The 25,573-nt window shown below is 34.9% G+C and carries 23 protein-coding genes and 1 tRNA gene; 12 read left to right on the top strand and 12 right to left on the bottom strand.

Translation table 11 applies throughout. The features are described from left to right. Positions 1-225 precede the first annotated feature (225 nt). Both asnS and rpoN read left to right on the top strand, forming a co-directional pair. Positions 226-1,671 (top strand): asparagine--tRNA ligase, encoded by a 1,446-nt coding sequence (asnS, locus tag ACEN92_RS16395; RefSeq protein ID WP_495639414.1) that lies wholly within the window; start codon positions 226-228, stop codon positions 1,669-1,671. A 90-nt stretch (positions 1,672-1,761) separates the two neighbouring features. Beyond that, entirely contained in the window at positions 1,762-3,222 is a 1,461-nt protein-coding gene (gene rpoN / locus ACEN92_RS16390) for an RNA polymerase factor sigma-54 (RefSeq protein ID WP_495639413.1), read from the top strand. Between the two features lie 238 nt (positions 3,223-3,460). Here the strand turns inward: rpoN and ACEN92_RS16385 are convergent, their stop codons facing one another. Together ACEN92_RS16385 and ACEN92_RS16380 are read right to left on the bottom strand one after the other, a co-directional pair. Beyond that, the gene (locus ACEN92_RS16385) at positions 3,461-3,901 is read right to left on the bottom strand and encodes a DUF8479 domain-containing protein (RefSeq protein WP_495639412.1); all 441 of its coding nucleotides are present in this window, start codon (positions 3,899-3,901) and stop codon (positions 3,461-3,463) included. Positions 3,902-3,931: 30 nt separating this feature from the next. Beyond that, positions 3,932-4,522, bottom strand: coding sequence for a thymidine kinase (locus ACEN92_RS16380; protein ID WP_007806373.1), 591 nt, complete (start codon positions 4,520-4,522; stop codon positions 3,932-3,934). A 237-nt stretch (positions 4,523-4,759) separates the two neighbouring features. Between ACEN92_RS16380 and ACEN92_RS16375 the strand changes: the two genes are divergently transcribed. From ACEN92_RS16375 to ACEN92_RS16365, 3 genes are all read left to right on the top strand, one after another. Next, the gene (locus ACEN92_RS16375) at positions 4,760-5,770 is read left to right on the top strand and encodes a DUF8457 domain-containing protein (protein ID WP_495639411.1); all 1,011 of its coding nucleotides are present in this window, start codon (positions 4,760-4,762) and stop codon (positions 5,768-5,770) included. Between the two features lie 138 nt (positions 5,771-5,908). Next, on the top strand, positions 5,909-6,631 hold the full coding sequence (rsmI, locus tag ACEN92_RS16370; protein WP_495639410.1) for a 16S rRNA (cytidine(1402)-2'-O)-methyltransferase: 723 nt from the start codon (positions 5,909-5,911) through the stop codon (positions 6,629-6,631). Between the two features lie 176 nt (positions 6,632-6,807). Next, positions 6,808-7,155 (top strand): HopJ type III effector protein, encoded by a 348-nt coding sequence (locus ACEN92_RS16365; protein ID WP_495639409.1) that lies wholly within the window; start codon positions 6,808-6,810, stop codon positions 7,153-7,155. A 77-nt stretch (positions 7,156-7,232) separates the two neighbouring features. On the opposite strand, the gene ade is transcribed toward ACEN92_RS16365, so the two are convergent. After that, positions 7,233-8,885 (bottom strand): adenine deaminase, encoded by a 1,653-nt coding sequence (gene ade / locus ACEN92_RS16360; protein WP_495639408.1) that lies wholly within the window; start codon positions 8,883-8,885, stop codon positions 7,233-7,235. Between the two features lie 215 nt (positions 8,886-9,100). Here ade and recJ point away from each other — a divergent pair, with 215 nt between their 5' ends. From recJ to ACEN92_RS16345, 3 genes are all read left to right on the top strand, one after another. Continuing rightward, the gene (recJ, locus tag ACEN92_RS16355) at positions 9,101-10,801 is read left to right on the top strand and encodes a single-stranded-DNA-specific exonuclease RecJ (protein ID WP_495639407.1); all 1,701 of its coding nucleotides are present in this window, start codon (positions 9,101-9,103) and stop codon (positions 10,799-10,801) included. Next, a complete protein-coding gene (locus ACEN92_RS16350) occupies positions 10,791-12,071 on the top strand; it encodes an MFS transporter (RefSeq protein ID WP_495639406.1) in 1,281 nt (426 codons plus the stop codon). The genes recJ and ACEN92_RS16350 overlap by 11 nt, the downstream gene beginning before the upstream one ends. 168 nt (positions 12,072-12,239) lie before the next feature. Continuing rightward, positions 12,240-12,596, top strand: a complete 357-nt coding sequence (locus ACEN92_RS16345) for a PH domain-containing protein (protein WP_495639405.1) — start codon at positions 12,240-12,242, stop codon at positions 12,594-12,596. On the opposite strand, the gene ACEN92_RS16340 is transcribed toward ACEN92_RS16345, so the two are convergent. The 3 genes from ACEN92_RS16340 to ACEN92_RS16330 form a co-directional block, all read right to left on the bottom strand. Next, positions 12,593-13,336 carry a UDP-2,3-diacylglucosamine diphosphatase gene (locus tag ACEN92_RS16340; RefSeq protein ID WP_495639404.1) on the bottom strand — a complete coding sequence of 248 codons (744 nt, stop codon included), beginning with the start codon at positions 13,334-13,336 and terminating at the stop codon, positions 12,593-12,595. The two genes, ACEN92_RS16345 and ACEN92_RS16340, sit on opposite strands and share 4 nt — an antisense overlap. Positions 13,337-13,453: 117 nt before the next feature. Further along, the gene (locus tag ACEN92_RS16335; RefSeq protein WP_495639403.1) at positions 13,454-13,903 is read right to left on the bottom strand and encodes a 6-pyruvoyl trahydropterin synthase family protein; all 450 of its coding nucleotides are present in this window, start codon (positions 13,901-13,903) and stop codon (positions 13,454-13,456) included. A 164-nt stretch (positions 13,904-14,067) separates the two neighbouring features. Then, on the bottom strand, positions 14,068-14,832 hold the full coding sequence (locus ACEN92_RS16330) for an enoyl-CoA hydratase/isomerase family protein (protein WP_495639402.1): 765 nt from the start codon (positions 14,830-14,832) through the stop codon (positions 14,068-14,070). Positions 14,833-14,939: 107 nt separating this feature from the next. Between ACEN92_RS16330 and ACEN92_RS16325 the strand changes: the two genes are divergently transcribed. After that, positions 14,940-15,013, top strand: a tRNA-Ala gene (locus ACEN92_RS16325). 53 nt (positions 15,014-15,066) lie between these two features. Here ACEN92_RS16325 and ACEN92_RS16320 read toward each other — a convergent pair. Beyond that, a complete protein-coding gene (locus ACEN92_RS16320; protein WP_495639401.1) occupies positions 15,067-15,240 on the bottom strand; it encodes a hypothetical protein in 174 nt (57 codons plus the stop codon). 187 nt (positions 15,241-15,427) lie between these two features. Here ACEN92_RS16320 and ACEN92_RS16315 point away from each other — a divergent pair, with 187 nt between their 5' ends. Then, positions 15,428-15,991 carry a DUF6642 family protein gene (locus ACEN92_RS16315; protein ID WP_495639400.1) on the top strand — a complete coding sequence of 188 codons (564 nt, stop codon included), beginning with the start codon at positions 15,428-15,430 and terminating at the stop codon, positions 15,989-15,991. Positions 15,992-16,208: 217 nt separating this feature from the next. Here ACEN92_RS16315 and ACEN92_RS16310 read toward each other — a convergent pair whose 3' ends face one another. The 4 genes from ACEN92_RS16310 to ACEN92_RS16295 all read right to left on the bottom strand — a co-directional run bounded on the left by ACEN92_RS16310 (position 16,209) and on the right by ACEN92_RS16295 (position 19,483). Continuing rightward, positions 16,209-16,538 (bottom strand): YegP family protein, encoded by a 330-nt coding sequence (locus tag ACEN92_RS16310; RefSeq protein ID WP_495639399.1) that lies wholly within the window; start codon positions 16,536-16,538, stop codon positions 16,209-16,211. Positions 16,539-16,655: 117 nt separating this feature from the next. Next, positions 16,656-17,612 (bottom strand): lipid A deacylase LpxR family protein, encoded by a 957-nt coding sequence (locus ACEN92_RS16305; protein ID WP_495639398.1) that lies wholly within the window; start codon positions 17,610-17,612, stop codon positions 16,656-16,658. After that, positions 17,613-18,371, bottom strand: coding sequence for a monofunctional biosynthetic peptidoglycan transglycosylase (gene mtgA / locus ACEN92_RS16300; protein WP_495639397.1), 759 nt, complete (start codon positions 18,369-18,371; stop codon positions 17,613-17,615). Next, complete coding sequence (locus tag ACEN92_RS16295; RefSeq protein WP_495639396.1) at positions 18,371-19,483, bottom strand: NAD(P)/FAD-dependent oxidoreductase; 1,113 nt, start codon at positions 19,481-19,483, stop codon at positions 18,371-18,373. The genes mtgA and ACEN92_RS16295 overlap by 1 nt, the downstream gene beginning before the upstream one ends. A gap of 234 nt (positions 19,484-19,717) precedes the next feature. Between ACEN92_RS16295 and ACEN92_RS16290 the strand changes: the two genes are divergently transcribed. Beyond that, positions 19,718-21,619 (top strand): S9 family peptidase, encoded by a 1,902-nt coding sequence (locus ACEN92_RS16290; protein ID WP_495639395.1) that lies wholly within the window; start codon positions 19,718-19,720, stop codon positions 21,617-21,619. Positions 21,620-21,760: 141 nt separating this feature from the next. Then, a complete protein-coding gene (locus ACEN92_RS16285; RefSeq protein WP_495639394.1) occupies positions 21,761-24,196 on the top strand; it encodes a hybrid sensor histidine kinase/response regulator in 2,436 nt (811 codons plus the stop codon). Here the strand turns inward: ACEN92_RS16285 and ACEN92_RS16280 are convergent. Then, positions 24,193-25,530: a sigma-54-dependent transcriptional regulator gene (locus ACEN92_RS16280; RefSeq protein WP_495639393.1), complete on the bottom strand. Its 1,338-nt coding sequence runs from the start codon at positions 25,528-25,530 to the stop codon at positions 24,193-24,195. The two genes, ACEN92_RS16285 and ACEN92_RS16280, sit on opposite strands and share 4 nt — an antisense overlap. Positions 25,531-25,573 lie beyond the last annotated feature (43 nt).

Below are 25,573 nucleotides of genomic sequence, written 5' to 3'. Positions count from 1 at the left end.
TCCTCGGAATGACAAAAAAACGGAAAATTTTCAATAAACCGGAAAACATTCAGTTCATTTGAAAACGATTGCCCTAGCCCCGATCGCAGCGGTATCCTTTTGTTGCTTTCTTTAAGCAATAAAAGATATAGCGGAGAGCGGGAAATAGCTTCTAATTTTAATAATTATCGTTTATATTTGCAGTTATTACACAACAAATAATTTAATTTCAATAGTATATATAAAATGAAACACACAAAAGTTAAAAACTTATTAAACAGTACTACGACGCTTCAGGAAGTTAATGCAAAAGGATGGGTGAGAACTTTTAGAAATAATCAGTTCATCGCGCTTAATGACGGTTCTACCATTAATAATTTACAATGTGTTGTTGATTTTGAAAATACACCGGAAGAAACTTTAAAAAGAATCACTACCGGGGCAGCGGTTTCTGTAACGGGAACTTTGGTTGAAAGTAAAGGTGCGGGTCAGAAATATGAAATTCAGGTTACTAAACTTGAAATTCTTGGAGATTCTGATGCGGAGAAATTCCCAATGCAATCTAAAAAACACTCACTTGAATTTTTACGCGAAAATGCACATTTACGTGTGCGTACGAATGCTTTTGGTGCGATTATGCGTGTGCGTTCGGTATTGTCGTTTGCGGTTCACAGCTATTTTCAACAAAAAGGGTTTGTGTATGTAAACACACCAATTATCACCGGAGCTGATGCTGAAGGTGCCGGAGAAATGTTTCAGGTAACTTCATTGCCACTTGACAATTTGCCAAAAACAGAAGAAGGAAATATTGATTTCAAAAAAGATTTCTTCGGAAAACATACCAACTTGACGGTTTCAGGACAATTAGAAGGAGAAACTTTCGCTATGGCTTTGGGTCAGATTTATACTTTCGGTCCCACTTTTAGAGCAGAAAATTCAAATACTTCCCGTCACCTGGCAGAATTTTGGATGATTGAGCCGGAAGTTGCTTTCAACAATCTTGATGACAACATGGATTTGGCTGAAGATTTTATTCAGTACGTAATTAAATATGCTTTAGACAACTGTAAAGACGATTTGAAATTCTTAGAAGGAAGACTTTTAGAAGAAGAAAAATCAAAACCTCAGGCAGAAAGAAGCGAAATGGCTTTGTTAGAGAAATTGAATTTCGTTTTGGAGAACAACTTCAAACGTGTTTCTTATACGGAAGCAATTGACATTTTAAGAGATTCAGCTCCAAATAAAAAGAAAAAATTCAGTTACATCATCGAAGAATGGGGTGCTGATTTACAATCAGAACATGAGCGTTACCTGGTTGAAAAACACTTTAAATGTCCGGTAATTTTATACGATTACCCGGCAAATATCAAAGCGTTTTACATGCGTTTGAATGACAACACAGAACCTGGAAGAGAAACAGTTCGTGCCATGGATATCCTTTTCCCCGGAATTGGAGAAATCGTTGGTGGATCTGAAAGAGAAGAGCGTTACGATGTTTTGGTAGAAAAAATGAAAGCCTTAGAAATCGACGAAGAAGAATTATACTGGTATTTAGACACCAGAAGATTTGGTTCTGCAACACATGCAGGTTTCGGTTTAGGATTTGAGCGCTTGGTATTGTTTGTAACAGGAATGACAAACATCAGAGACGTAATTCCTTTCCCGAGAACTCCAGGAAACGCAGAGTTTTAGAAAAATTTGTTTCAGGTTTCAAGTTTCAGGTTGTTGGACGTTCAGCAACCTGAAACTTGAAACATTAAACTATAAAGAATAAAAACATAAATGCTAAAGCAATTTTTAAATTTAAAATTATCCCAAAAGTTATCTCCACAGCAAATTCAGCTGATGAAGTTAATTCAATTGCCTACGCAAGCTTTTGAGCAACGTTTATTGGAAGAAATGAACGAGAATCCAGCTCTGGAAGCTGGAAAAGAAGAGGAATATGAAGCCGATGAATTTGCTAATGAAGAATACGATGATTATGATGATGCAGAATCTGACAGAATCGAAGCAGACGACATTAACATTGATGAATATCTAAGCGACGACGATACACCGGATTACAAAACACAAGCCAATAATTACAGTGAAGACGAGGAACGTGAAACGCCTTTTGCTTCGCCAATAAGTTTTCATCAGGATTTAATCAATCAGCTGAATACTTTTATCCTGAATGATGAGGAGCGCGAAATCGCTGAATTCCTCGTCGGGAGTATTGATGACATGGGCTACATCCGCAGGAGTATTGCAGACATGGTCGATGATATGGCTTTTACTCAGGGTATTTACACCGATGAGAAAATGGTCGAAAGAATGCTGCATGTAATTCACGAACTGGAACCTTCCGGAGTAGGTGCACGTGATTTACAGGAATGTTTATTGTTACAGTTAAAACATAAAACACCAAGCGAATATGTTGATTTAGCAATTGATATTATCGAAAATCAGTTTGACGCCTTTACCAAAAAGCATTACGATAAATTATTGCAGAAATATGCGGTTTCAAACGAACAGCTAAAAAAAGCCATTCACGAAATCGAAAGACTAAACCCAAAACCGGGAGGATCTTACACCGGAAACAATAAAGTAACAGAGAATGTGGTTCCGGATTTTGCAATCAGAATTGTTGATGGCGAATTGGAATTGACCTTAAACGGAAGAAATGCTCCTTCCCTGCACGTTTCCAAGGATTATCAGGAAATGATGCAGACGTATAAAGATTCCCGTGATAAATCGACTGCTCAAAAAGATGCGGTTCAGTTTATCAAGCAGAAACTGGATTCGGCTAAATGGTTTATCGATGCGATCAGACAACGCCAGGAAACACTTTTTGTAACGATGAATGCGATTATGCATTATCAGGAAGAATTCTTTTTAGACGGTGACGAAACCAAACTAAAACCAATGATCTTAAAAGACATTGCGGATATGGTTGGTTTGGATATTTCGACGATTTCGCGTGTAGCCAACAGCAAATATGTAGAAACGCCATACGGAACAAAACTGATCAAGGAATTTTTCTCTGAAGCGATGAAAAATGACCAGGGAGAAGATGTTTCTACTTTAGAAATCAAAAAGATCCTGAAAAACACAATTGAAGAAGAAGACAAAAAGAAACCTTTACCGGACGATCAATTGGCTGAAATCTTAAAAGAGAAAGGCTATCCAATTGCGAGAAGAACGATTGCAAAATATCGTGAACAGCTTGATATTCCGGTGGCAAGAATGAGAAAGAAAATTTAGGTTTTTTTCTAGCCATTAAGAGATTTAAGAAAGATTAAGTTCGTTTTTAATTTATATCAAATAGCAAACCCGACAGATTTATGAATTTGTCGGGTTTTGTTTTGTAAACATTTAAGCTTAACTATCTGTCAGGCAGAGCGGAGTCGAAGCTCTTTTGTAAAAAAGCCAGCCTTCGACTAAGTTTATTCTGAGCGTAGCCGAATGGGCTCAGGATGACAATAGTTTTCAAAAAAACAACTTATTTATACAGATCAGGCATTATTGTAACTTTAAACAAAAACACTTTCTTTTTGTCACTGTACTTATAAACCAATGCAAAATCATTATCTCTGAAAACTTTAAGACCAGTATTTGCTTTGGCTGTGCTTATCAGGCTTTTCTCGATTTCCTTTTGTATGATATTGATTTCTGCAGTTTCTTTTTCCACATTCATCAATGTCAAATTATATTGAACAACCCTATCCTCTTCATGTAAGCTTACACTATCTAAACGAATCCCTTCCTGAATTATTAAAGGGCAATTTTTATTATACTTACCGACCAATTCTACTATTTCAGTATTGACAGTACCAGTACTTTTATAAAGATACAATTGAAACGAAGCAACCAACACTACGGCAATTACAATTATAAATAGCAGTCGAATATTCTGTTTTCTTTTACTTTGCTTTTGTTGCATTATTTATTTAAGCTTAATGTCGTTAGAAAATTATTTTTCCTGGTTCTTCTTCATGGCATTAAAATATGCTGCACGGCTTAACGGTTCATATTCTTCGGTTTCACCAAGCATTACCAATTTATCATTATCGGTTTTTCTAAAACTATAATTGGCTAAATTTCCGGTTCTCGTACAAACGGCATGGACTTTAGTAACATATTCGGCTGTTGCCATAAGTGCCGGCATTGGTCCGAAAGGGTTCCCTTTAAAATCCATATCAAGTCCTGCAACTATCACACGAATTCCCTGATTAGCAAGATCATTACAAACCGTAACAATTTCATCATCAAAAAACTGAGCTTCGTCAATTCCAATTACATCGCAGCCTTGTGCTAAAATCGCAATATTGGCTGCAGCAGGAACCGGTGTTGAGCGAATTTCGTTGGCATCGTGCGATACCACCATTTCGTCATGATAGCGGGTATCAATAGCAGGTTTGAAGATTTCGACTTTTTGTTTGGCAAATTGGGCGCGTTTTAATCTGCGGATTAACTCCTCGGTTTTACCCGAAAACATTGATCCACAAATAACTTCAATCCAACCAAATTGTTCTTTGTGATTTACTGTATTTTCGAGAAACATTTTGTATTTTTCTACCTTTAAAAATGAATAGTTTTTATTACTTTGTACTGGTAATAAATTGACGCAAAAAATTACTGTTTTTACGTTTTTTCAAAAGTAGAAAATTTTTATCAAATCGAAGATTCGCAATCGCTTATTAACAGAAATAAAAAAATTTATTATTGATTTCTTTTCGTTATAAAGACATTCAAATACAAAATATACTAAAATACCCTATTCACTATAATTTCAAATGTTATGAAAAAAAAATTGGAAGCCGATTTAATCAGCATTGCACATCGAATTTTAAAACTTAAAAACAAATCCGATATCAATCAATTATATCTCGAAACGCAGAAATTATATGAAAAACTAGCAGTTTTAAAATTTATAGACGATAATTTCGACGAGGTAAAACCAACTATCGGATACAGCGAAATAGAATCTCAGGTTGAAACTATTTTTGAAAAAGAAGAAAATCTTCCTATAGAAATTAAAGCTGAAGAAACAACTCCGGTTGCTGTTGAAGAAACTGTAATTGAAGCAAAAGCTATTGCCGAAACAGAAATTATTGACGAAACTCCGATAGAAGTCGTTGCTGAAACTCCGGAAGTAATTGCTGAAAAGCATGAAGTTGTAGTTGATGTTCCGATAGAAGTAGTCGAAGAGATTGCTGAAAAGATTGAAGAACCCGTTTTTGAAACCAAAAAAGAAACTGAGGCTGCTGAAGAACTTTCGTTTAAAACGATAAGTGATTTAAAACCAATTCCTGACTTTAAACCTGCCTTTGAGATAGAAAAAGAAAAGGAAAAAGCAGAAGAACCTCAACCTGAAGCTTCTTCCAAATCAAATCCTGTACAGATTTCATTTGAAGATTTGGGAATTAATTATGGTGATGCACAGTTTGTAAAAGTAGATAGTTTAGAACCTATCACTCCTGCTCCGCCGATATCTGAATTTAAAGAGATAAAAGCTCCCGCAGAAACTGCAATTTTAGAATCATCGAAACCAAAAACAGTTCCGCTAAACGAAAAATTAGCCAAAGGTTTTCATATTGATCTTAATGACCGAATCGCATTTACCAAAAATCTTTTCGGAAACAACACAGAAGATTATAGCCGGGTTTTGAACCAATTATTAACTTTCGACAATTACACCGAAGCACAGGAATTTATTGAAAACATGGTAAAACCGGATTACAACAATTGGGAAGGAAAAGATGATTACGCAGAACGTTTTCTGGGAATTGTAGAGAAAAAATTCTCTTAAAAAAATAAAACACAGATTGCACGAATTAATACGAATTCCTGCTTTGTGAAATTTTTAAAAGCAGTTACAATCTGTGTCAATTAGTGACTCGAGCGACAGCGAACTGACGAAGTAAATTCGTGTTATAATATAAAAACTATGTCTAAATTATATATCGTTCCTACGCCAATTGGCAATCTTGAAGACATGACTTTTCGTGCCATTCGGATTCTTAAAGAAGTCGATTTGATTTTGGCCGAAGACACCAGAACCAGTGGGAAATTGTTGAAGCATTTTGAAATTGGCACGCACATGCACAGCCATCATATGCACAACGAACACAAAACAACCGAAAATTTAATTGCACGTTTAAAAGCAGGGGAAACCATCGCACTAATTTCAGATGCGGGAACTCCCGCAATTTCAGATCCCGGTTTTTTATTGACACGTGCCTGTGTAGAAAATAAAATTGACGTTGAATGTTTACCTGGTGCAACGGCTTTTGTTCCGGCTTTGGTCAACAGCGGATTACCAAATGACAAATTTGTTTTTGAAGGTTTTCTGCCCGACAAAAAAGGACGTCAAACCCGATTTTTGGCTTTAGCCGAAGAAACCAGAACGATGATTTTGTATGTTTCACCACATAAATTAGTCAAAACTTTAGCAGAATTTATCACGTATTTTGGAGAAGAGAGACAAGTTTGCGTTTCGCGTGAATTATCAAAAATGCATGAAGAAAATGTACGCGGAACTGCAAGAGAAGTTCTAACCCATTTTGAAAAAACAGCACCGCGCGGAGAAATTGTCGTTGTGGTTGCCGGAAAAACAATAATTAAAGAACCTAAGAAAAGTAAGTTTTCTAAGGATGATGATGAAGAATAAAATATGGATGCTACAAATTAATATGGATTGAATTTTTTAGCCACAAATTGCACAAATTTTCACAAATGGGTATGTAAAATTAATTCGCGGGAATTTGCGGAATTTGCGGTAAAAAATAAAAGTGAAAAATGACTTCAATCCTCTAAATCTGCGGCAAAAAACTAAAGCCCAACATTATGACAATACAAGCCTTTTTAGAAAAAGTAAAACAAACTCCAAACGAAATAACATTCCCTGAAACTATTGCAGTAATTGAGGATAATTATAATTTTACACCAACTGCTTTCCAAAATGGAACGCAACACAATGCTGCCGGAGAAAATTCAGGTTCCTGCAAATTATTTTCTTTCGCAAAGTTGCAAAACTTAAGTAAAGAAGAAACGTTAGCCTGCTTTGGCGCTTTCTATTTTGAAGAAGTTTTAAAAGATCCAAACGGAACAAATCATCAAAATATTAGAAATTTCATCAATTTAGGATGGGATGGAGTTCAATTTCAAGGAGAAGCTTTGACTTTGAAATCTTAAATATTTTTGCCACAGATAAAATAGATTTTCACTAATATTGAGAAAAATAAGTTATTTCTTAATCGACCTTTATATGATTAAATAATTTCCAAATCAACAAATGAAAAACTATTTCCGCTAAATAATCCTTTATCGGATAACTTTAAATCGGGAATAACCAGTAAAGCCATAAACGAAAGCGTCATAAAAGGCGCTTTCAGATTGCTTCCCAATTCTTTTGCCATTGCATCGATTTCCTGATATAATTTTCCAGTTTCCCAACCGTTTTTGTCGCTCATAATTCCGGCAACAGGCAACGGCAACATTTTGCTTTCAGAACCATTTACGGCACAAACTCCACCAGTGTTTTTAATAATCAGATTGACAGCATTGCAAATTTCTTCGTCAGAAGTTCCCACAACAACAATATTATGACAATCGTGTGCTACAGAGCTGGCGATAGCGCCTTTTTTCAGACCAAAATTCTTAATGAAGGCAATAGCAGGTTTAGCTTCGCTCAGTTCGGCTTCACCTCGTGTGGTATCCTGATAACGATTCACAACAGCCATTTTCAGAATATCATTTTCAGTATCTGAAACGATTTTTCCATCAACAATTAATGATTGATGGTGAATTTCATTGGTAATTAATTGTCCTTCCAAAGCTTCAATTACCCTGATTTTTGAACCCGAACCCGAAACTTCAAAATCGCTTATTTCTTTGGAAGTGATATTGAAATTATTAGGCGTTTCAAATAGAATATGTTTTATAAAAGACTCACCATCTTCGGCCACTAATTCGCCGTTGATGTAAGTTTGTTTCACTTTGAAATCAACTAAATCCTCGACTACGATAAAATCGGCAGCATCGTTTACTTTCAATAAACCCACATCAATTTTATAATGATTCACAGGATTTATACAAGCTGCCTGTAAGACTTTAAAAATGTCAATTCCTTTCGCAACTGCACGAGCGCAAAGCGAATTAATATGACTTATGATTAAATCATCAGGATGTTTATCGTCTGAACAAAACATCATGTTTTCGAAATTTTCCGGAAGTAAATCGATGAGTGCTTCGAAATTTTTGGCGGCACTTCCTTCACGAATAATTACCTTCATTCCCAGAGATAATTTTTCTTCGGCTTCTTCAAAAGTAAAGCATTCGTGGTCGGTAGAAATCCCGGCTGAAATATATTTTTTAACCGCTTCACCTCTTAATCCCGGTGCATGGCCATCAACGGGCTTATTGAAATGTTTCGCCCATTTAATTTTCTTTAAAACTTCTTCGTCATTTAATAAAACACCGGGATAATTCATCATTTCTGCCAAATAATAAATATCGGGAGAAGCCAATAATTCCTTAATTCCGTCTGAATCTATGATAGCACCAGCACTTTCGAAAGAAGTAGCAGGAACACAAGACGGTGCGCCAAAATGAAATTTCAACGGTACCTTTTTACTGTTTTCAATCATATAATAAACACCTGTCGTTCCTAAAACATTTGCGATTTCGTGTGGGTCAGAAATGGTACCGACTGTCCCATGAAGTACTGCAATTTTTGCAAACTCAGAAGGAACGAGCATCGAACTTTCGATATGAATATGGGCATCAATAAACCCCGGCATAATGTAATTTTTTACATTGTGGTTTTTCTCAATTATCGAAGTGATTTTTTTGTTTTCGACAGTAATTTCCCCAGCATAAATACGTCGGTTTTGGATGTCAATAATTTGTCCCTGAATTTGCATTTTGTTTGTTTTAAAAATGATTTAATCAAAAGTAATAACAAATTTTCATTTTTTCTTTTCTCAAATGACCTTAATATAGCTTATTAAGACAGATAACCTAAGGTTTGTATTTGATTAAATTTGCATTGAAGAAGATTAAAATGATTAGCTATTTTAAACTAAATTTGTTCTCTCACATAAAATCCTAATTCATAATTTTCAATTCATAATTATTTATGCGCTGGACAATCAAATCAAAACCTTCAGAAGGAAAGGTAAAACATCTTGCAGCCGCCTTAAATGTAGAAGATTTTGTGGCAACACTTTTGATTCAGCGTGGGATTGAAACTTTCGAAGATGCAAAGAACTTCTTTCGCCCTTCATTAGAACATCTCCACGATCCATTCCTGATGAAGGATATGGATAAAGCCGTTGCCCGAATCGAATCTGCCATTGAAAATCAAGAAAACATTTTGGTTTTTGGCGATTATGATGTTGATGGAACAACTGCAGTTTCTTTAGTTTCCTCCTATTTAAAATCACATTATCCAAACATTGCTACTTATATTCCGGATCGTTATGATGAAGGTTACGGCATTTCTTTTAAAGGAATCGACTTTGCCGATGATAACGGATTTTCATTAATTATTGCTTTAGATTGTGGAATTAAATCAATCGATCATATCGCCTACGCGAAAGCAAAAAACATCGATTTCATTATTTGTGATCACCACAGACCGGGAGAATTTCTTCCAGATGCGGTTGCCATTTTAGATCCAAAAAGAGAAGACTGCTCTTACCCTTATGATGAATTATGTGGTTGCGGTGTTGGCTTTAAACTAATTCAGGCTTTAGGCCAGAATCGAAATGAAACTATTGAAGATTTAGTCCCATATCTGGATTTAGTTGCTACTGCAATTGCTGCGGATATTGTTCCTATTACAGGTGAAAACCGTGTTTTAGCTTACTTCGGATTACAGGTTATCAACAGCGACCCAAGACCCGGAATTAAAGCTTTGGTTCATCAGATAAAAAAGAAGACTTTAGACATTACGGATGTCGTTTTTATTATTTCTCCAAGAATAAATGCCGCCGGAAGAATAAAACACGGCAATCATGCAGTTGAATTATTAACTGAATTTAATTTTGAACAGGCACAGCAATTTGCTTCTGAAATTGAACAATACAATTCAGACCGAAAAGATTTAGACAAAAAAATCACTAAAGAAGCGTTTCAGCAAATTCTGGAAAACCAGGAAGAAGAACGATTTTCGACGGTTGTTTTTAAGGAAGACTGGCACAAAGGCGTTATTGGGATTGTTGCTTCAAGATTAATCGAAACCTATTATCGTCCTACTTTGGTTTTTACCAAAAGTGGTGACAAATATGCAGCTTCGGCAAGATCAGTAAAAGGATTTGATGTTTACAATGCCTTGGATGCCTGTGCTGAGCATTTGGAACAATTTGGAGGTCATATGTATGCGGCCGGAATGACTTTGAAAGCCGAAAATTATATAACTTTTAAGGAAGCTTTCGAAAAACAAGTCGAAGAAACCATTCTCCCGGAAATGAGAACTCCGGAAATCGAAATTGATGCCGAGATTAATTTCTCAGATATTACTCCGAAACTAATCCGGATTTTAAAACAATTCGAACCTTACGGCCCACAGAATATGACACCGGTTTTTATGTCTTCCAATGTAAAAGATACCGGTTACGCCAAAACTTTAGGTGCTGACGATGAGCATTTGAGACTTTTCGTCAAACAGGACAATTCAGAAGGAATTGCCGCGATAGGTTTTGGGCTGGGAAAAAAAATCGACATCACAAAAAATCAAAAACCGTTTCAGTTAGCGTATTCCCTTTGTGAAAACGAATGGAATGATAAAGTTTCTACGCAGCTTATGTTAAAAGATATTAAAACAAATGAAGAATAAAACAAAGAAAAACGATCCGTACCAGGCGTTACGTTACAGAGAATTTAACGTGTTTTTATTGTTGCGTTTTGCTATGGTTTTTGCCTGGTCAATGCAATTTATAGTAATCGAATGGGAAGTTTACAGCTTAACTAAAAATCCTCTTTCTTTAGGAATGATTGGATTAATGGAAGTTATACCAGCCGTTTCGATGGCATTATTTGCCGGTCACATGGTTGATCAGCGTGAGAAAAAAGGATTATTGGTAAAATGTATCCTTGGCTTCTCCGTAATTAGTCTTGGATTATTTTTACTTACCTGGCCAAAAATCGTCAGTGGGTTTTCATCAGATCTTATTTTATATTCTATTTACTTCTTAGTTTTCTTAGGCGGATTGGTTCGTGCTTTTCTGGGACCAACTATCTTTTCGCTTTTATCTTTAATTGTTCCTAAAAAAGCGTATCCAAATGCGGCTACATGGAGCAGTTCTGTCTGGCAGATTGGTGCAGTTTTAGGACCTGCCGTTGCAGGTTTTTCAATTAATTATATTGGAGTTCACTGGTCTATGTGTACTGTTTTAGTCTGTTCAATTTTTGCTTTAATTGCTTTATCACAAATCAGTAAAAAACCTATTCTGAATCCAAAAATTGGTGAACCCGTAATGGAAAGCCTGAGAGAAGGAATCAAATTTGTATTTAATAATAAAACAATTTTAGGAGTACTTTCACTTGATATGGTTGCAGTTCTTTTTGGAGGTGCCGTAGCATTATTACCTGTTTTTGCTCAGGACATTCTAAAAGTTGGTCCGGAAGGTTTTGGTATTTTAAGGGCTGCTCCGGCCATTGGCGCTTTTATCACCATGTTAATTTCGGCTTATGTGCCTTTGTATAAAAAAGCGGGAATGAAACTTTTAATCGCCATTTTTGTTTTCGGATTGTGTATTATTCTGTTCGGAATTTCAACTATTTTTTGGTTATCTGTTGTGGCATTGTTTTTAAGCGGAGTTGCTGATGGAATTTCAGTTGTTATTCGCCAAACGATTTTACAGCTTAAAACTCCCGATCATATGCGTGGGCGTGTTGCTGCCGTAAACTCAATGTTCGTTGGATCTTCGAATGAATTAGGTGCTTTTGAAAGCGGTTTAACAGCTAAGTTGATGGGAACTGTAACTTCTGTTGTATTTGGCGGAAGTATGACATTATTAACCGTTTTGGGCTTCGGGATCAAATCACCAACCTTTAGAAATCTGGATCTTCAAAAAGACATGGAAGATCATCAAAATATGGAGTAATAAAACTTTTTAAACCATATAAGTGATATAAATTAAAAAAAAGATTGCAATAACTGAAATGAACTTCTATCACTTATATGGTAAAGATATTTTTTCACAATTTTATGAATTTTTTATTTAGAATTAATATAAATAATATTTATATTTGTTGAAATAAAGCATTCTACAATGAGAGATATTGAACAGATATACCATAACAACTTCGGAATTTCCTTTTACTGGAAAAAGGAAGATGGAACAATATTAGACAAAGTACAATTGGTTTTTAGGGAAACAGGATTTTACCTTACAATAGCAGAATTAAATCAGTTTTGTGATTTGATTGAAGATAGCCTTACTGAAAACTCTTGTTGCGAAACTTGCGAATTGAAAAATTCCTGTCATAAATTTTTATTGAAAACGCCTTTATCCCAAGTGGATTTAGCGGTTTCGATGAAAGAAATAAAATCAATAAAAGATTTGGTTGAAGGAACTTTGTTTAAAATTGATTTAGATGAATATGTGTATGGTGCAGGCAAAAATTAGTTTTCGAATTTTTTAAGTTCGAAAGTTTCGCCATCAAAGACACCGTAAGTAAAATAACCAATCCAGTCGCCCAGATTTACATAATTAGATTCTTCTCCTACCGGAATAATCATAGGTAAATGACGGTGGCCAAAAATAAAGTAATTATAATGTTTGGTTTCGAGTTTACGTTTGGCGTACAAAACCAGCCATTCGTTTTCTTCACCCAAAAATTTCACATCATCATCTCCCGAAATCAATTTATTTTTTACCGATAAATATTGTGCTAAACTTACGCCAACATCCGGATGCAGCCAACGGAATAGCCATTTTGAAAACGGATTTGTAAATACCTTTTTCATCCTTTTATATCCTTTATCACCGGGACCTTTTCCGTCACCGTGGCCAATTAAGAATGTTTTTCCGTTAAAAGTAAACTCCTTATTATCGTGATAAACCGGGATATTCAATTCGGTTTGAAAGTAGTCGTTCATCCACAAATCGTGATTTCCCACGAAAAAGTAAATTGGGATTCCACTGTCACGAATTTCAGCCAATTTGCCTAAAACACGAACAAAACCTTTTGGAACAACCGTTTTATATTCGAACCAAAAATCAAATAAATCACCTAATAAAAAAATAGCTTCAGCATCCTGTTTCACCTCATCAAGCCAGGCTACAAATTTTTTTTCACGTGGCAAACTCAATTCCGGAGTTGGAGCTCCAAAATGCTGATCAGAAGCAAAATATATTTTTTTCATGTAGTGAGTTAGGAGTTAGGAGTTATATGTTAGGAGTTATGAGTTCAAATTAGAAATTATGAGTTAAGTATTTCAGCTTTACGCTTAACTCTTAACATATAACTTCTGCCTTTTTCACTAATTATCAGAAGCAAACCATTCTGCAAATGAAGATTCGGTTTCCTGAAGTTTTAAGGAGAAAAGTTTAATTCCTGAAGGCAATCTTGCGACAATTCTGTCTGCAAAATCAACTACCATATTTTCGCTGGTTGGCTGATAATCAACCAAAATTACGTGATGACCACGATTTTTTAATTCGTTTGCCAATTCGATATGCGGTGTTGTTTCGTTAAAAACAGTTGCATGATCGAACTGATCGACGATTTCTTCTTTTACAATTTTCTTTAGATCCGAAAAATCGATTACCATTCCGAATTTTACATTTGACCGGTCTGTGATTGGCGAACCAATAACTGTCACCGATAATTTGTAACTGTGTCCGTGAACGTTTTTGCATTTTCCGTCGTAGCCGTACAAAGCGTGTCCGGTTTCGAAACTAAATTGTTTTGTAATTCTGATATTACTCATCGATTATTTTTTTTGCAAATTTAGGAAATAGAAGCGAGAAATAGTCTTTTATTGCAAAAAGGTCTTGATTTACGGTTCTAGCCCTGATAGTAGAGGAAATCCTTTTGTGCCGGGGTTCGGCACAAAAGATTGTAACGGATAGCAGGAAACAGCTCCTGAAAAAACTACTTCTTAAATTGCAGTAAAGCCTTTCTGGTAAAATCAGAAAGAACCAATTTTCCTGTAATGGCGGCACGTTCGAAAAGTAGTGATTCCCAATTTTCAGTATTTTCCCAAATGATTTTCTTCATTTCTAATAATGCTTCAGGATTGTAACTACTTAATTTTTGGCTAAAATTTTCTATCGCAGTATCGAGTTCAGACATTTCGTGAATAGCAGAGAAAAGCCCCTTTTGAAGTGCCCAGTTTGCCGATTTCCATTCGTGCGCTGTCAAAGTCATTTCGGTCATTGCAGGCTTTCCAATTTTTCGGGAAACGGCAGGCTCAATCACAAACGGACCAATGCCAATTGCAAGTTCAGAGAGCTTTATGGCGCTCTCTGGTGTCGCCAAAACATAATCACAGGCAGCAATTATACCAACGCCACCGCCAACAGCTTTTCCCTGAACACGACCGATAATGAGTTTAGTACAGTTTCGCATGGCGTTTAACAAATGGGCAAAACCTGAGAAAAATTCAGTCCCCTGTTCTTCATTTTGTACTACTAAAAGTTCATCGAAAGAAGCTCCGGAACAAAATACTTTAGAACCTTCGCTTTGCAGCACAATCACCGAAATGGTTTCATTTCTGCTCAACAAATTGATTTCGGCTGTTAGACGGTCCAACAATTCACGCGGGAAAGAATTGCTCGCCGGGTGACCAAATTGCACTATTGCAACGGCATTTTGGAAAGTAGTTTGTAAAGATCCGTTTTGATTTTCTGAACTCATAAAAATAGTTTTGAACGTAAAGTTACAATTTTGGCAACTATTTTTTGACAGAAGCGATTTGAAATTTGTTTTTTGAAAATTAATTGACTTAATTTGCCTAACGCAATGGGGGATTAGCTCATTTGGCTAGAGTGCTTGCCTGGCAGGCAAGAGGTGACCGGTTCGAATCCGGTATTCTCCACAAAAACCGTATTACTTAATTGTGATGCGGTTTTTTTATTTTTTAAATTTAAATCACCGTTCGCTGGTATTATCAAAATCCGTTTCATCTTCTTCAGATTTCTTAAAATCATTATTCAGTAATTCAGTATACTTCTTTTTCTCCTTTTGATTTTTTTTAATCATAAACAGAATCAAAACAATTAACACAATTGCCACAACTCCTATCAGTATCCAATTGATTTCCATAGATTTAAATTTTTATTAAAGTTATTGTTTTTAAATCCTCAGGACATTATCAAAATGTTAAACCTCAATAATTATGTTAATCTGCTTCGGTTGGCTTTTGTATCTAAGCAATTATAATTAAATTGCTTTCAGAGATTAAAGGAGCGACATCTTTTTTACATGATTTCGCTGCACTAAATTAAATATCATGGATTCTGATAAATTTATTTTCTGCCTTGAAGGTGTTCCCGATGTAGAAAACGACGCAGCTACTGAAGTAGTCAAAAACCTGGAAAAACTAGCCTTTAATCAAGGTATTACGAGTATTTATAAAACCTGCGATACCATCGAAGGACTCGAAGAGAGCCTGAATACATTGCTTTATAACGATCATAACTTTAAACATTACGAAATAATCTATCTCGTTATGAAAGGCGAAGCAAACAATATTTGCCTCAATGAATATTATTATAGTTTAGAAGAAATTGCCGAACTCTTTGAAGGGAGAATGAAAGGTAAGATTCTGCATTTTGCCAACTCAAAAATATTGGATTTAAACGAAGAAGAAGCACAATATTTCCTGGATATTACCGGTGCAAGAGCGATTTCCGGCTATGGAACAGTCTCTAACAAATTTACCAGCACCAGTTCTGTCGACAAAGCTTTCTTTCGCTTATGCCAGAAGGAAGACGATCTGATGGAAATTGTGGAAACCCTATACGAAAAGCATTATGAGCTTTGCACACTCCTCGATTTTAGATTGTATTATTAAATCTCATCCTGTTTTCATTTCAGGAGCAGATATTTAGCTTCAGTAAGAACTTTTGTCCCGCTGTCCGCTATATCTTTTTCTGTCTAAAGGAGCCAGAAAAAGGATACCGCTGCCATCGGGGCTAGGCTACAGGTTTATATATTTTTAAGAACTAATCTTTACCTCAACAAAAAAAGCCCTCGATTACGAGAGCTTTCCAATTATATTTTCAAATAACCTAAGCCTGATCGTCAGTAGTGGCGTCAGGAGCATTTGTTTTTACAGATGCAATTCCGTTGTCTCTCGCAGCTGTGCTTTCATACATTTCGCTTGCTCCAATGATTTGACCATTTGATGCTTTTAAATTAAAATACGGTTTTCCGCTTGAAGATTCTTTTTTATCATATTTTGAATCATCCTGCGAGTTTGTTTTCACAGATTCTATTCCGTTTGAACAAGCTGATTTGCTCGAATATCCTTCACTTGTCAAAATGGTCTGACCATTGCCGGCTTTTAAATTAAATTGAAATTCTCCGTTGGCTCTCTTGGTAATTACAAATTTCCCCATACTGTTTTTTGTTTATGTTAAGAAATAGCTTTATGCTACAATATGATAAAATTACAAAACTTAAAAACACAAAATTTACGGTTAACCATAAATTATTAAATAAATAAATTTACAAAACTACTTCAACAAATAAGAAACCCGAATCGAACCATAAAAATATCCCGAATTGGTATTGGTAAGAGGATCTTTTAATTCTTTTCCGCGGTACATAAAAGTGTAGGATAAATTAAAACTATCATGTCTGTACTTAATCCCAAACTCAGCATTGAAACGCAAAGGAACCAAATCAAAAGTTACCGGGCTCGTATCATTAAACAAACTTCCCTGAATTGTAGCATTATAAAACTGGTAATTGACACTTGGCATGGCATAAATATAAAATTCACGTACCTTAACTTCTGGTGCGTTGCTCACTGATGCATCATACAAGTTAGAATCGTAAACAGGCAGTAATTTTTTAAAACCTATCCGGGTTAAAAATCCAGTGGAAACACCTGTAAAAATAGTTCCCAAATTACCCTCTGACTGAAAATGAAGATCCAGAAAATCGTTGTGCATGTTTCTAAATAATTTCTTCGAATATAAAACGTGTGTTTGTACGGCTAAAGCATTATGAATCTGATTTTCCCAACCATACACTTTTTTATATCCGATAACATGGTGGAAAGCTTCCTGCATTTCTTTTCCCAAAGAATTTGGACCAATAAAACCCAATTGAAAATCTGTTTTCAAAGCCGATTCACTATTGTAGAAAAAACTTCGACCAGCTTCGGCGAAAAGATAGCCGGTAAATGGCCTGTCATTTATTGTAACAGCTTCTTCATTAATAAATCTCGGATTATAAATATATTGACCAATTCTAAATTCAGTAATCTTTTTATTGATTTTTTCGTTACTGTTCTTCGATAAAAACCGGTAGAAAAGCTCTATACCATTGGTGTAATACATATCATTTTTGGATGATGTATATAAATCATTATCCGTAATAAAACCAATTTCTATAGTTTTTCCTTGTCCTAAAGCCAAGGCAGATGTCAATATCAAAAGTGCAAAAAATCTTCTTTTCAAATCCATTTAATAATTTATTTTACCTACAGCACGCATTTCACGAACGATTCTTTGTTTTCGCCTGTTGATATAACTCGAAGATCCTGTTGCTTTAAACTTTCTCGGATTCGGCAAAATAGCTGCAATTCCTGCTGCCTGCATTGGTGTTAAGCTCGAAGCATCACGACGGTACCAATGTTCTGTTGCCGCATAAGCTCCGTACACGCCATCACCCATTTCGATACTATTTAAGTAAACTTCCATAATGCGTTTTTTGCCCCAGATAATTTCTATTAAAACCGTAAAATAAGCTTCGAGTCCTTTACGGAGGTAACTTTTGCCCTGCCATAAAAAAACATTTTTTGCGGTTTGCTGCGAAATAGTACTTCCTCCACGTATTCTGCGGCCACGCTCATTGCTTTTATACGCTTTCTGAAGTGCTTTAAAATCAAAACCATTGTGTGTTAAAAAAGTACCATCTTCACTGGCAATAACTGCTTTTTGAAGATTCATGGAAATCTTGTCAATCGGTTCCCAGTCATGATCAAAATACACTTCTTTGCCATCCATTTTATTTTCGATGGCACGAATCACCATGAGTGGCGTAAATGGTACCGGAACGAATTTAAAAAATATGACTGATCCTATTGAGAGTCCGAAAAACCATAATAGGCATTTAATTAAAAACCATTTTACTTTTCCCAAAAAAGTTCGATTTGACTTCTTAGGAGATGCTTTTGGTTTGTTTGCGGTTGTTTTCTTTGGTGCCGGTTTTTTTACTGCCATTATATTAAATCTGCTAATTCTGTTCCTATTAAACTTCCTATCGCCACACCCATTCCGCCTAAACGCACTCCACAAAACACGTTTTCAGACAGTTGTGAAACAATAGGTTTTTTACTGTTTCCTACTCCCATTATCCCGCTCCATCGATGGGCAATACGGAATTCCTGGTTTGGTAAAATTACATTTTTCAGTAAATCTTCCAATTTATTTTGTACAATTTTAGTTTGGCCGAATTCAGTTGTATTTTCCGTTTCAAAATCCAGGTTTCGACCTCCTCCAACTAAAATCCTGTCATCAATATTCCTGAAATAATAATAACCACGATCTAAATGAAAAGTTCCTTTAATATCTAAATTCGGAATTGGTTCGGTAATCAAAACCTGCGCTCTGGCAGGTTGAACTGCTCCTTTTGTCAAGGAATTTGCAAAACCGTTTGTTGTAAAAAGTATTTTTTTTGAAATAAAACTAAAATCATTCAGCACAACTTCAACATTACTGCCCGAATCAGAATAAGAACTTACTGTTTGCCGGTTCAAAATTAAAATATTTGCGGCAACGGCTTGCCTAAGCAATTCCTGCATCATATTTCCAGTATCAATTTGTGCTTCAAACGGGTTAAAGATTAAATACTCCTGAATATTTTCAAATCCAAAGCGATCAACTTCTTTAGTAAAAACATCAGCTTTGAAAAGTGGTTTTAGAATTTCATTAATAAAAGGTAACCTGCTTACACAAGCATTAAAACCAATTTCATCTTCTTTCAGAAATAATTCATATCCGCCGTAAGGTTTAAAATCTATAACAGAATCTCCTAATCTTTTTCGGAGTAATTGTAAACCCTGCCAACGTTTTTCGATAAGCTGTACCACATCTTCTTCTGAATGGGTTTTTAAATCATCCATAATTTCTGAAAGGCTTCCGAAACAAGCAAAACCGGCATTCTTGGTACTTGCGCCCTGTGGCAGCATTCCTTTTTCCAATACCAGAATTTTTGCCGCTGGAAATCTTTCGCGTAAGCGTAAAGCAGTATGTAAACCTACGATACCGCTGCCGACAATCGTATAATCTACATTCGTAAACCAGTTTTTAAGTTCCCAATAACTCAATTCCATTTCTGATTTTTTTATAAAAATACTGATTTTTTTAAATCATACTACAAAAATTAAAGCTCATGTCAGGCTGAGCGGAATCGAAATCCTTTTTACCTTAAAAGCCCTTCGACTCCGTTCAGAGTGACAACAAAATACTTATTTTTTATCATTTATTTATGACAGTCACCAGTCTGGAATAACAAACTTGCTAAAATATATTTTGTACTTTTAGCTCGAATAAATCAGAGTTTTATTATGAAAAAAATATTATTTACAACATTGATAATGATGAGTTTAAATGCAATCGGGCAGAATGTGATGTCACAGGAATTGTTATGGAAATTAGGAAGAGTAACGCCTATTGGGCTTTCTAAAGATGCAAAAAATGTGGTTTTCAAAGTTTCTACTCCTTCAGTAGAAGAAAACAAATCGAATTCTAAATATTATATTTTGCCTGTAAATGGCGGAAATGCAACTGAAATCAAAGATACTAAAGATATTTTGGCGGATAAAAACATTTCGTCTGACGGAAAATTTTTACTGTACAATGAAGAAGTAAAAATTGATAAGGTTTTAGGTAAGGATTTTTATCCAAATCTGGATAAATCTGACGTGCAAATTTATAATGGTTTAGATTATCGTCATTGGGATACCTGGAATGAAGGTAAATTTAACCATGTTTTTTATAAAGAAAATAAAAAAGACGCTGTGGGTATTGATATCTTAAAAGGAGAAACTTTTGATAGTCCTCAAAAACCTTTTGGCGGCGACGAAGATTATATTTGGTCACCGGACGGAAAAAGCATCTTATATGTATGCAAGAAAAAAGCAGGAACCGAATATGCCATTTCTACAAATACCAATATATATGAGTATAATTTAGAAACACAGAAAACCACTAACAGAACCGAAGACAATTTAGGTTACGATACAGCTCCTCAATTTTCTCCAACAGGAAACCTGACCTGGTTACAAATGAAACGTGATGGTTATGAATCTGATAAAAATGATATTATTGTTGAATTTAAAGGAATCAAAACCAATCTAACTGCAAACTGGGATGGTACTGTAGATAGTTTTATATGGAGTAAAGATGGTAAAAAAGTGTTTTTCATAGCTCCAATTGATGGTACAAAACAACTTTTTGAAGTTAACTTTCCGGGATTGACCAGAATTGCAATTCAGGTTCGTCAATTGACAAATGGGGATTTTGATGTGAATGATTTAGTTGGTTTTTCAGGAGATGATATTATCGTAACCAGAACGGATATGAATCATGCCGGAGAGATTTTTTCTTATAATTTGAAGAAAAACACCTGGAAACAAATCTCAAATATAAACACTGAAACTTACAAAACATTAACGCTTAGCAAGACTGAGAAACGTTATGTTACAACTACTGATGGTAAAAAAATGTTGGTTTGGGTAATTTTACCTCCAAATTTTGATGCTTCAAAAAAATACCCGACTTTATTATTCTGCCAGGGCGGACCACAAGCTGCCTTGACACAATCCTATTCTTTCCGTTGGAATTTTTCATTAATGGCTGCCAAGGGTTACATAGTTGTTGCACCAAACCGTCGCGGCATGCCGGGTCACGGTGTAGAATGGAACGAACAAATCAGTAAAGACTGGGGAGGACAGGTTATGGATGATTATTTATCTGCCATTGATAATGTTGCCAAAGAAAACTACGTTGATAAATCCCGTTTAGGATGTGTAGGTGCAAGTTACGGAGGATATTCTGTTTTTTATCTGGCCGGAATCCACAAGAATCGTTTTAAAACTTTTATTGCTCACGATGGCGTTTTCAATACGCAAAGTATGTTTGGAACTACTGAGGAAGTTTTCTTTAACAACTGGGATTTTGGAGGTGCATATTGGGAAAAAGACAATGTTGCTGCTCAAAAAACATACACCACTTTTAATCCTGCATCCTTAGTAGGAAACTGGAACAAACCCATTTTAATTATTCAGGGAGGAAAAGATTTCCGTGTTCCAATCGGACAAAGTCAGGAAGCTTTTCAGGCAGCCCAGTTAAGAGGAATCAAAAGCCGTTTTCTTTATTTCCCGGATGAGAACCATTGGGTTTTAAAACCTCAAAATGCTCAGGTTTGGCAGAATGAGTTTTTTAAATGGCTGGACGAAACGCTTTAATTAAATAAACAAAATTGCAATTAGCCACAGATTCATAAAGTCTGTGGTTATTTTTTTAAAGAAAGTTTGGCTTTTTAAAACAGAAAATATTGAATAAATTGCAATATCCAATTTTAAAATACATACTCATAATAAAAATCCATGGAGAGTAAAAAAAGTTATACGCCAATTAAAATTCTCTTCAGCTATGTTGTATTAGTGGCGCTAGTTGTTACTGTGGGATGGTTTTTATATTCTGAAAACGTAGTCTACAATAAATTAGAAAATAAAATTGCGCTTGAAAAAACGAAGATTCTGAGAGTCAGCAAGCTTTTTTCAAATGTATATAAAACAGAAAGTTTAGCCCGAAAAACAATTCAGACCAATTCAGAAAAAGATTTTAAAAGCTATCTTATTGAAACGGATTCACTAAAATCAAGAATTGACACTTTAAAACAAATTGTTACAACCCAATATCAAAAAACATTATTAGATAGTGTAACCTATTTATTATCTGAAAAAACAGAGAATATCAGACAGTTAAAAACCATAAAAAACAAAGCTGATGATGAGGTATCGGTAAATACTGCTATTGACGAAATTACCAAAATGGAGTTTAAACTCCGAAAATTAGAACTTCAGGATTTTACTAAAGACCCAAATGAATTAGGGAGTTATCAACGAAATGTGCTTCAGAAATATGTAGATTACCTAAATCAGAACATTCCCGATGACAGCACCAATACGCTGAGCAAACAAGCTTCAGATTCTATATTGGCCAATTCGAAAAAGCTTTTAAGCAATGTAAAATTAAAAGCTGAAAAGAAGAAAGAATCCCTGAATTTTGAAGAGAATAAACTGCTGAAAAATGAAATTGCCATCTCTGAACAACTCCGAAAGGTACTTCGTTTTATTGAACGTGAAATCATTATCAATTCGATAAAAAACAATTCATTAAAAGAAAAATCACTTAAAAAAGTTAATGAGATTGTCACGGCATCGGCTATTATTGGTTTATTGCTAACCGTATTTTTCTCTATTTTAATTGTAAGTGATTATTCTAAATCGCAATTGTATAAAAAACAGCTTGAAATTGCCAATTTCAAAACCAAAAATCTGCTCAAAAGCCGTGAGCAGCTTATTTCTACGGTAAGTCATGATTTAAAAACGCCTTTAAGCACCATTGTTGGCTACACCGAGCTTTTAGACAATTCTGATATTAATACCAAACAATCATATTTCATTAAAAACATTAAAAATTCTTCAGAATATATTACACAACTAGTTCAGGATTTACTGGATTTCTCGCAAATTGAAGCGGGGAAAATCACCATTGAAAAAGTACCTTTCTTACTTCCCGAAGTTATAGAGGAAGTTGCAAAAAATGTTCAGGCAGTTTACAAACAAAAGAGTATTGAACTCCTTATCTCCAGTGACGAAAAACTTGCTGCAAAAATTATTGGAGATCCGTTTCGACTAAAACAGGTTTTGACTAATATTATTGGAAATGCCTATAAATTTACAGAAGAAGGTTTTATAAAAATAACTGCCGATATTGTCAATGATGACCATTATTTCATGATTAGAATTGAAGATTCGGGAATAGGAATTGAAAAAGAAAATCAGGAGTTAATCTTTGACGAATTTACACAGGCCAATGAAAATATAGAAAAAAAATATGGAGGAACAGGATTAGGGCTTTCTATCTGCCAAAAAATAATAGCTATTTTAGGAGGAGATCTGAATCTGGAAAGCACTTTTGGAAAAGGAAGCATTTTTGAAATCAAGCTTCCGTTGTTATTTGACACGAGTGCTACTATAGAAAAAACACGTGAAAAAGCTATTTCAAACCTTAAAAAACTAACTTTTATTATTATTGATGATGACATTAATTTGCTGAATTTAACCAGTAGCGTTTTAAGGCAGCAAAATCATGAAGTTTTATCATTTAACAGAGCAATTGAAGCATTAGAAATTATTCAGAATACTAATTTTGATTTTATTATTACCGATATCCAAATGCCTGAAATGGATGGTTTTATGTTTGTTAAAAAACTAAAAAGTACCACCAATTCATTTTATAAAAATCAGCCAATTGTTGCAATAACAGGACGGGCAGATTTGGATTTTTCAGTTTATACAAAAGCTGGTTTTTCTACAGTAATAAAAAAACCATATTCTCCAAAAATCATGCTGGAAACAATTCAGCGCATTTTAGATGATGACATCCTTTTAGATAATGAGATTGTAAAAACGGAGCAGGAACCTACATCAAAATCGTATTCACTAACAACGTTGAAGGAATTTTTAGGCAGTGATCAGTCCTCAAAAGAGTTCATTGAATCGTTTATGGAAAGTACAAGACTGAATTTAAATGATTTAGAAAAAGCCATAATCGAAGAAAATGAAACAGAAATTCATTCAATTGCGCATCGGATTGCTCCTATGTTCAGACAGATTCAGGCTCATGAAATTGGAGAGATTTTGAAAACTCTGGAGGAGGCTAATTTTGAAGATTCTGATTTGAAAGTTAGCTACAATTCACTAAAAGCAAAGATTTATGTACTTTTTGAAGCTTTGAAAAGAGAAATCAATTAATCGATATTATACTGTTTTAATTTATTATAAAGTGTTTTTCTGGTAATTTTCAGCAGCTTTGCAGCTTCAGATTTGTTGTTTTGTGTTCTGGATAAAGCATGAATAATGGTTTCTTTTTCATTTTCCGATAAAGAAAAGACTCCTTCATTATTTTGTTTTTGTGCCTGAAAAAATTCTGCAGGTAAAACATCACTTTCAATAAAATCTCCTTGTGATAAAAGTGTGGCACGTTTCACACAGTTTTGAAGTTCACGTAAATTCCCCGGCCAGCTGTATCTTTGAAAAATACTGACTACTTCCGGCGAAAAACCAATTATTTCCTTGTTCAGCTGCTGATTGGCTTTCTCTAAAAAATAATCTGCAAAAATCATTAAATCTTCACCTCTTTCAGTTAACGAAGGTGACTGAATCGAAAACTCATTGATTCTGTGGTATAAATCTTCGCGGAAATCTCCGTTTTTAACTGCTTCACGTAAATCTTCATTTGTAGCAGTAATAATTCGGATATCAACATTAATTTCTTTATTGCTCCCGACAGGTTTTATTTTTCGTTCCTGAAGCGCTCTCAACAGCTGTATTTGATTTTCATAAGAAAGATTACCTATTTCGTCTAAAAACAGGGTTCCTCCGTCCGCAGCTTCAAAATAACCCATTTTATCGCTGATTGCTCCTGTAAAAGATCCTTTTAAATGTCCAAAAAATTCGCTGGCTGCCAGTTCCTTTGGAATTGCACCACAATCAACTGCTATAAAATTATTGCTTTTTCTATGGCTTTGCTGATGAATGCTTTTGGCTATGATTTCTTTTCCTGTACCACTTTCTCCAATAATCAAAACAGACATATCTGTAGGGCTTACCAATTTGATATGATCCAATAATTTTTTGGATGCAACAGAAATTCCTTTTACAAATTCATTGTCAACAGCTGTATTTCTGGCAGGTGTTTTCTTTTCCTTAATTGGAGTTTTGGCTTGAGGCACCTTCAAAGCATTGGTAATAACCAATAAAACCTCATCAGGATTAAAAGGTTTTGAGATATAATCAGCAGCTCCGTTTTTAATTGCTTTAACAGCAGTATTCACATCTGAATAACCTGTCATAAGGATAACAGGAATTTCAGGATATAAAATCTTAAATTCAGCCATCAATCCAATACCGTCAGAATCAGGCAAACGAAGGTCTGTCAAAATCAAATCAAAAGATTCTTTTTTGATGGCTAATCTGGCTTCTTCAGCTGAGAATGCAATAGTTACATCGTATGCTTTTTTTATTAGAAATTTCTCTAATAATTTGCAAAATGAAATATCATCTTCTATTAATAATATCTTGGGCATTGGTTTTAGGGACTTTTCTGCTAAAATAACACTATTAAAGTAG

It is taken from the genome of Flavobacterium sp. Flavsp81, assembly GCF_059491325.1.
This window is presented reverse-complemented; position numbering and strand designations above follow the sequence as displayed.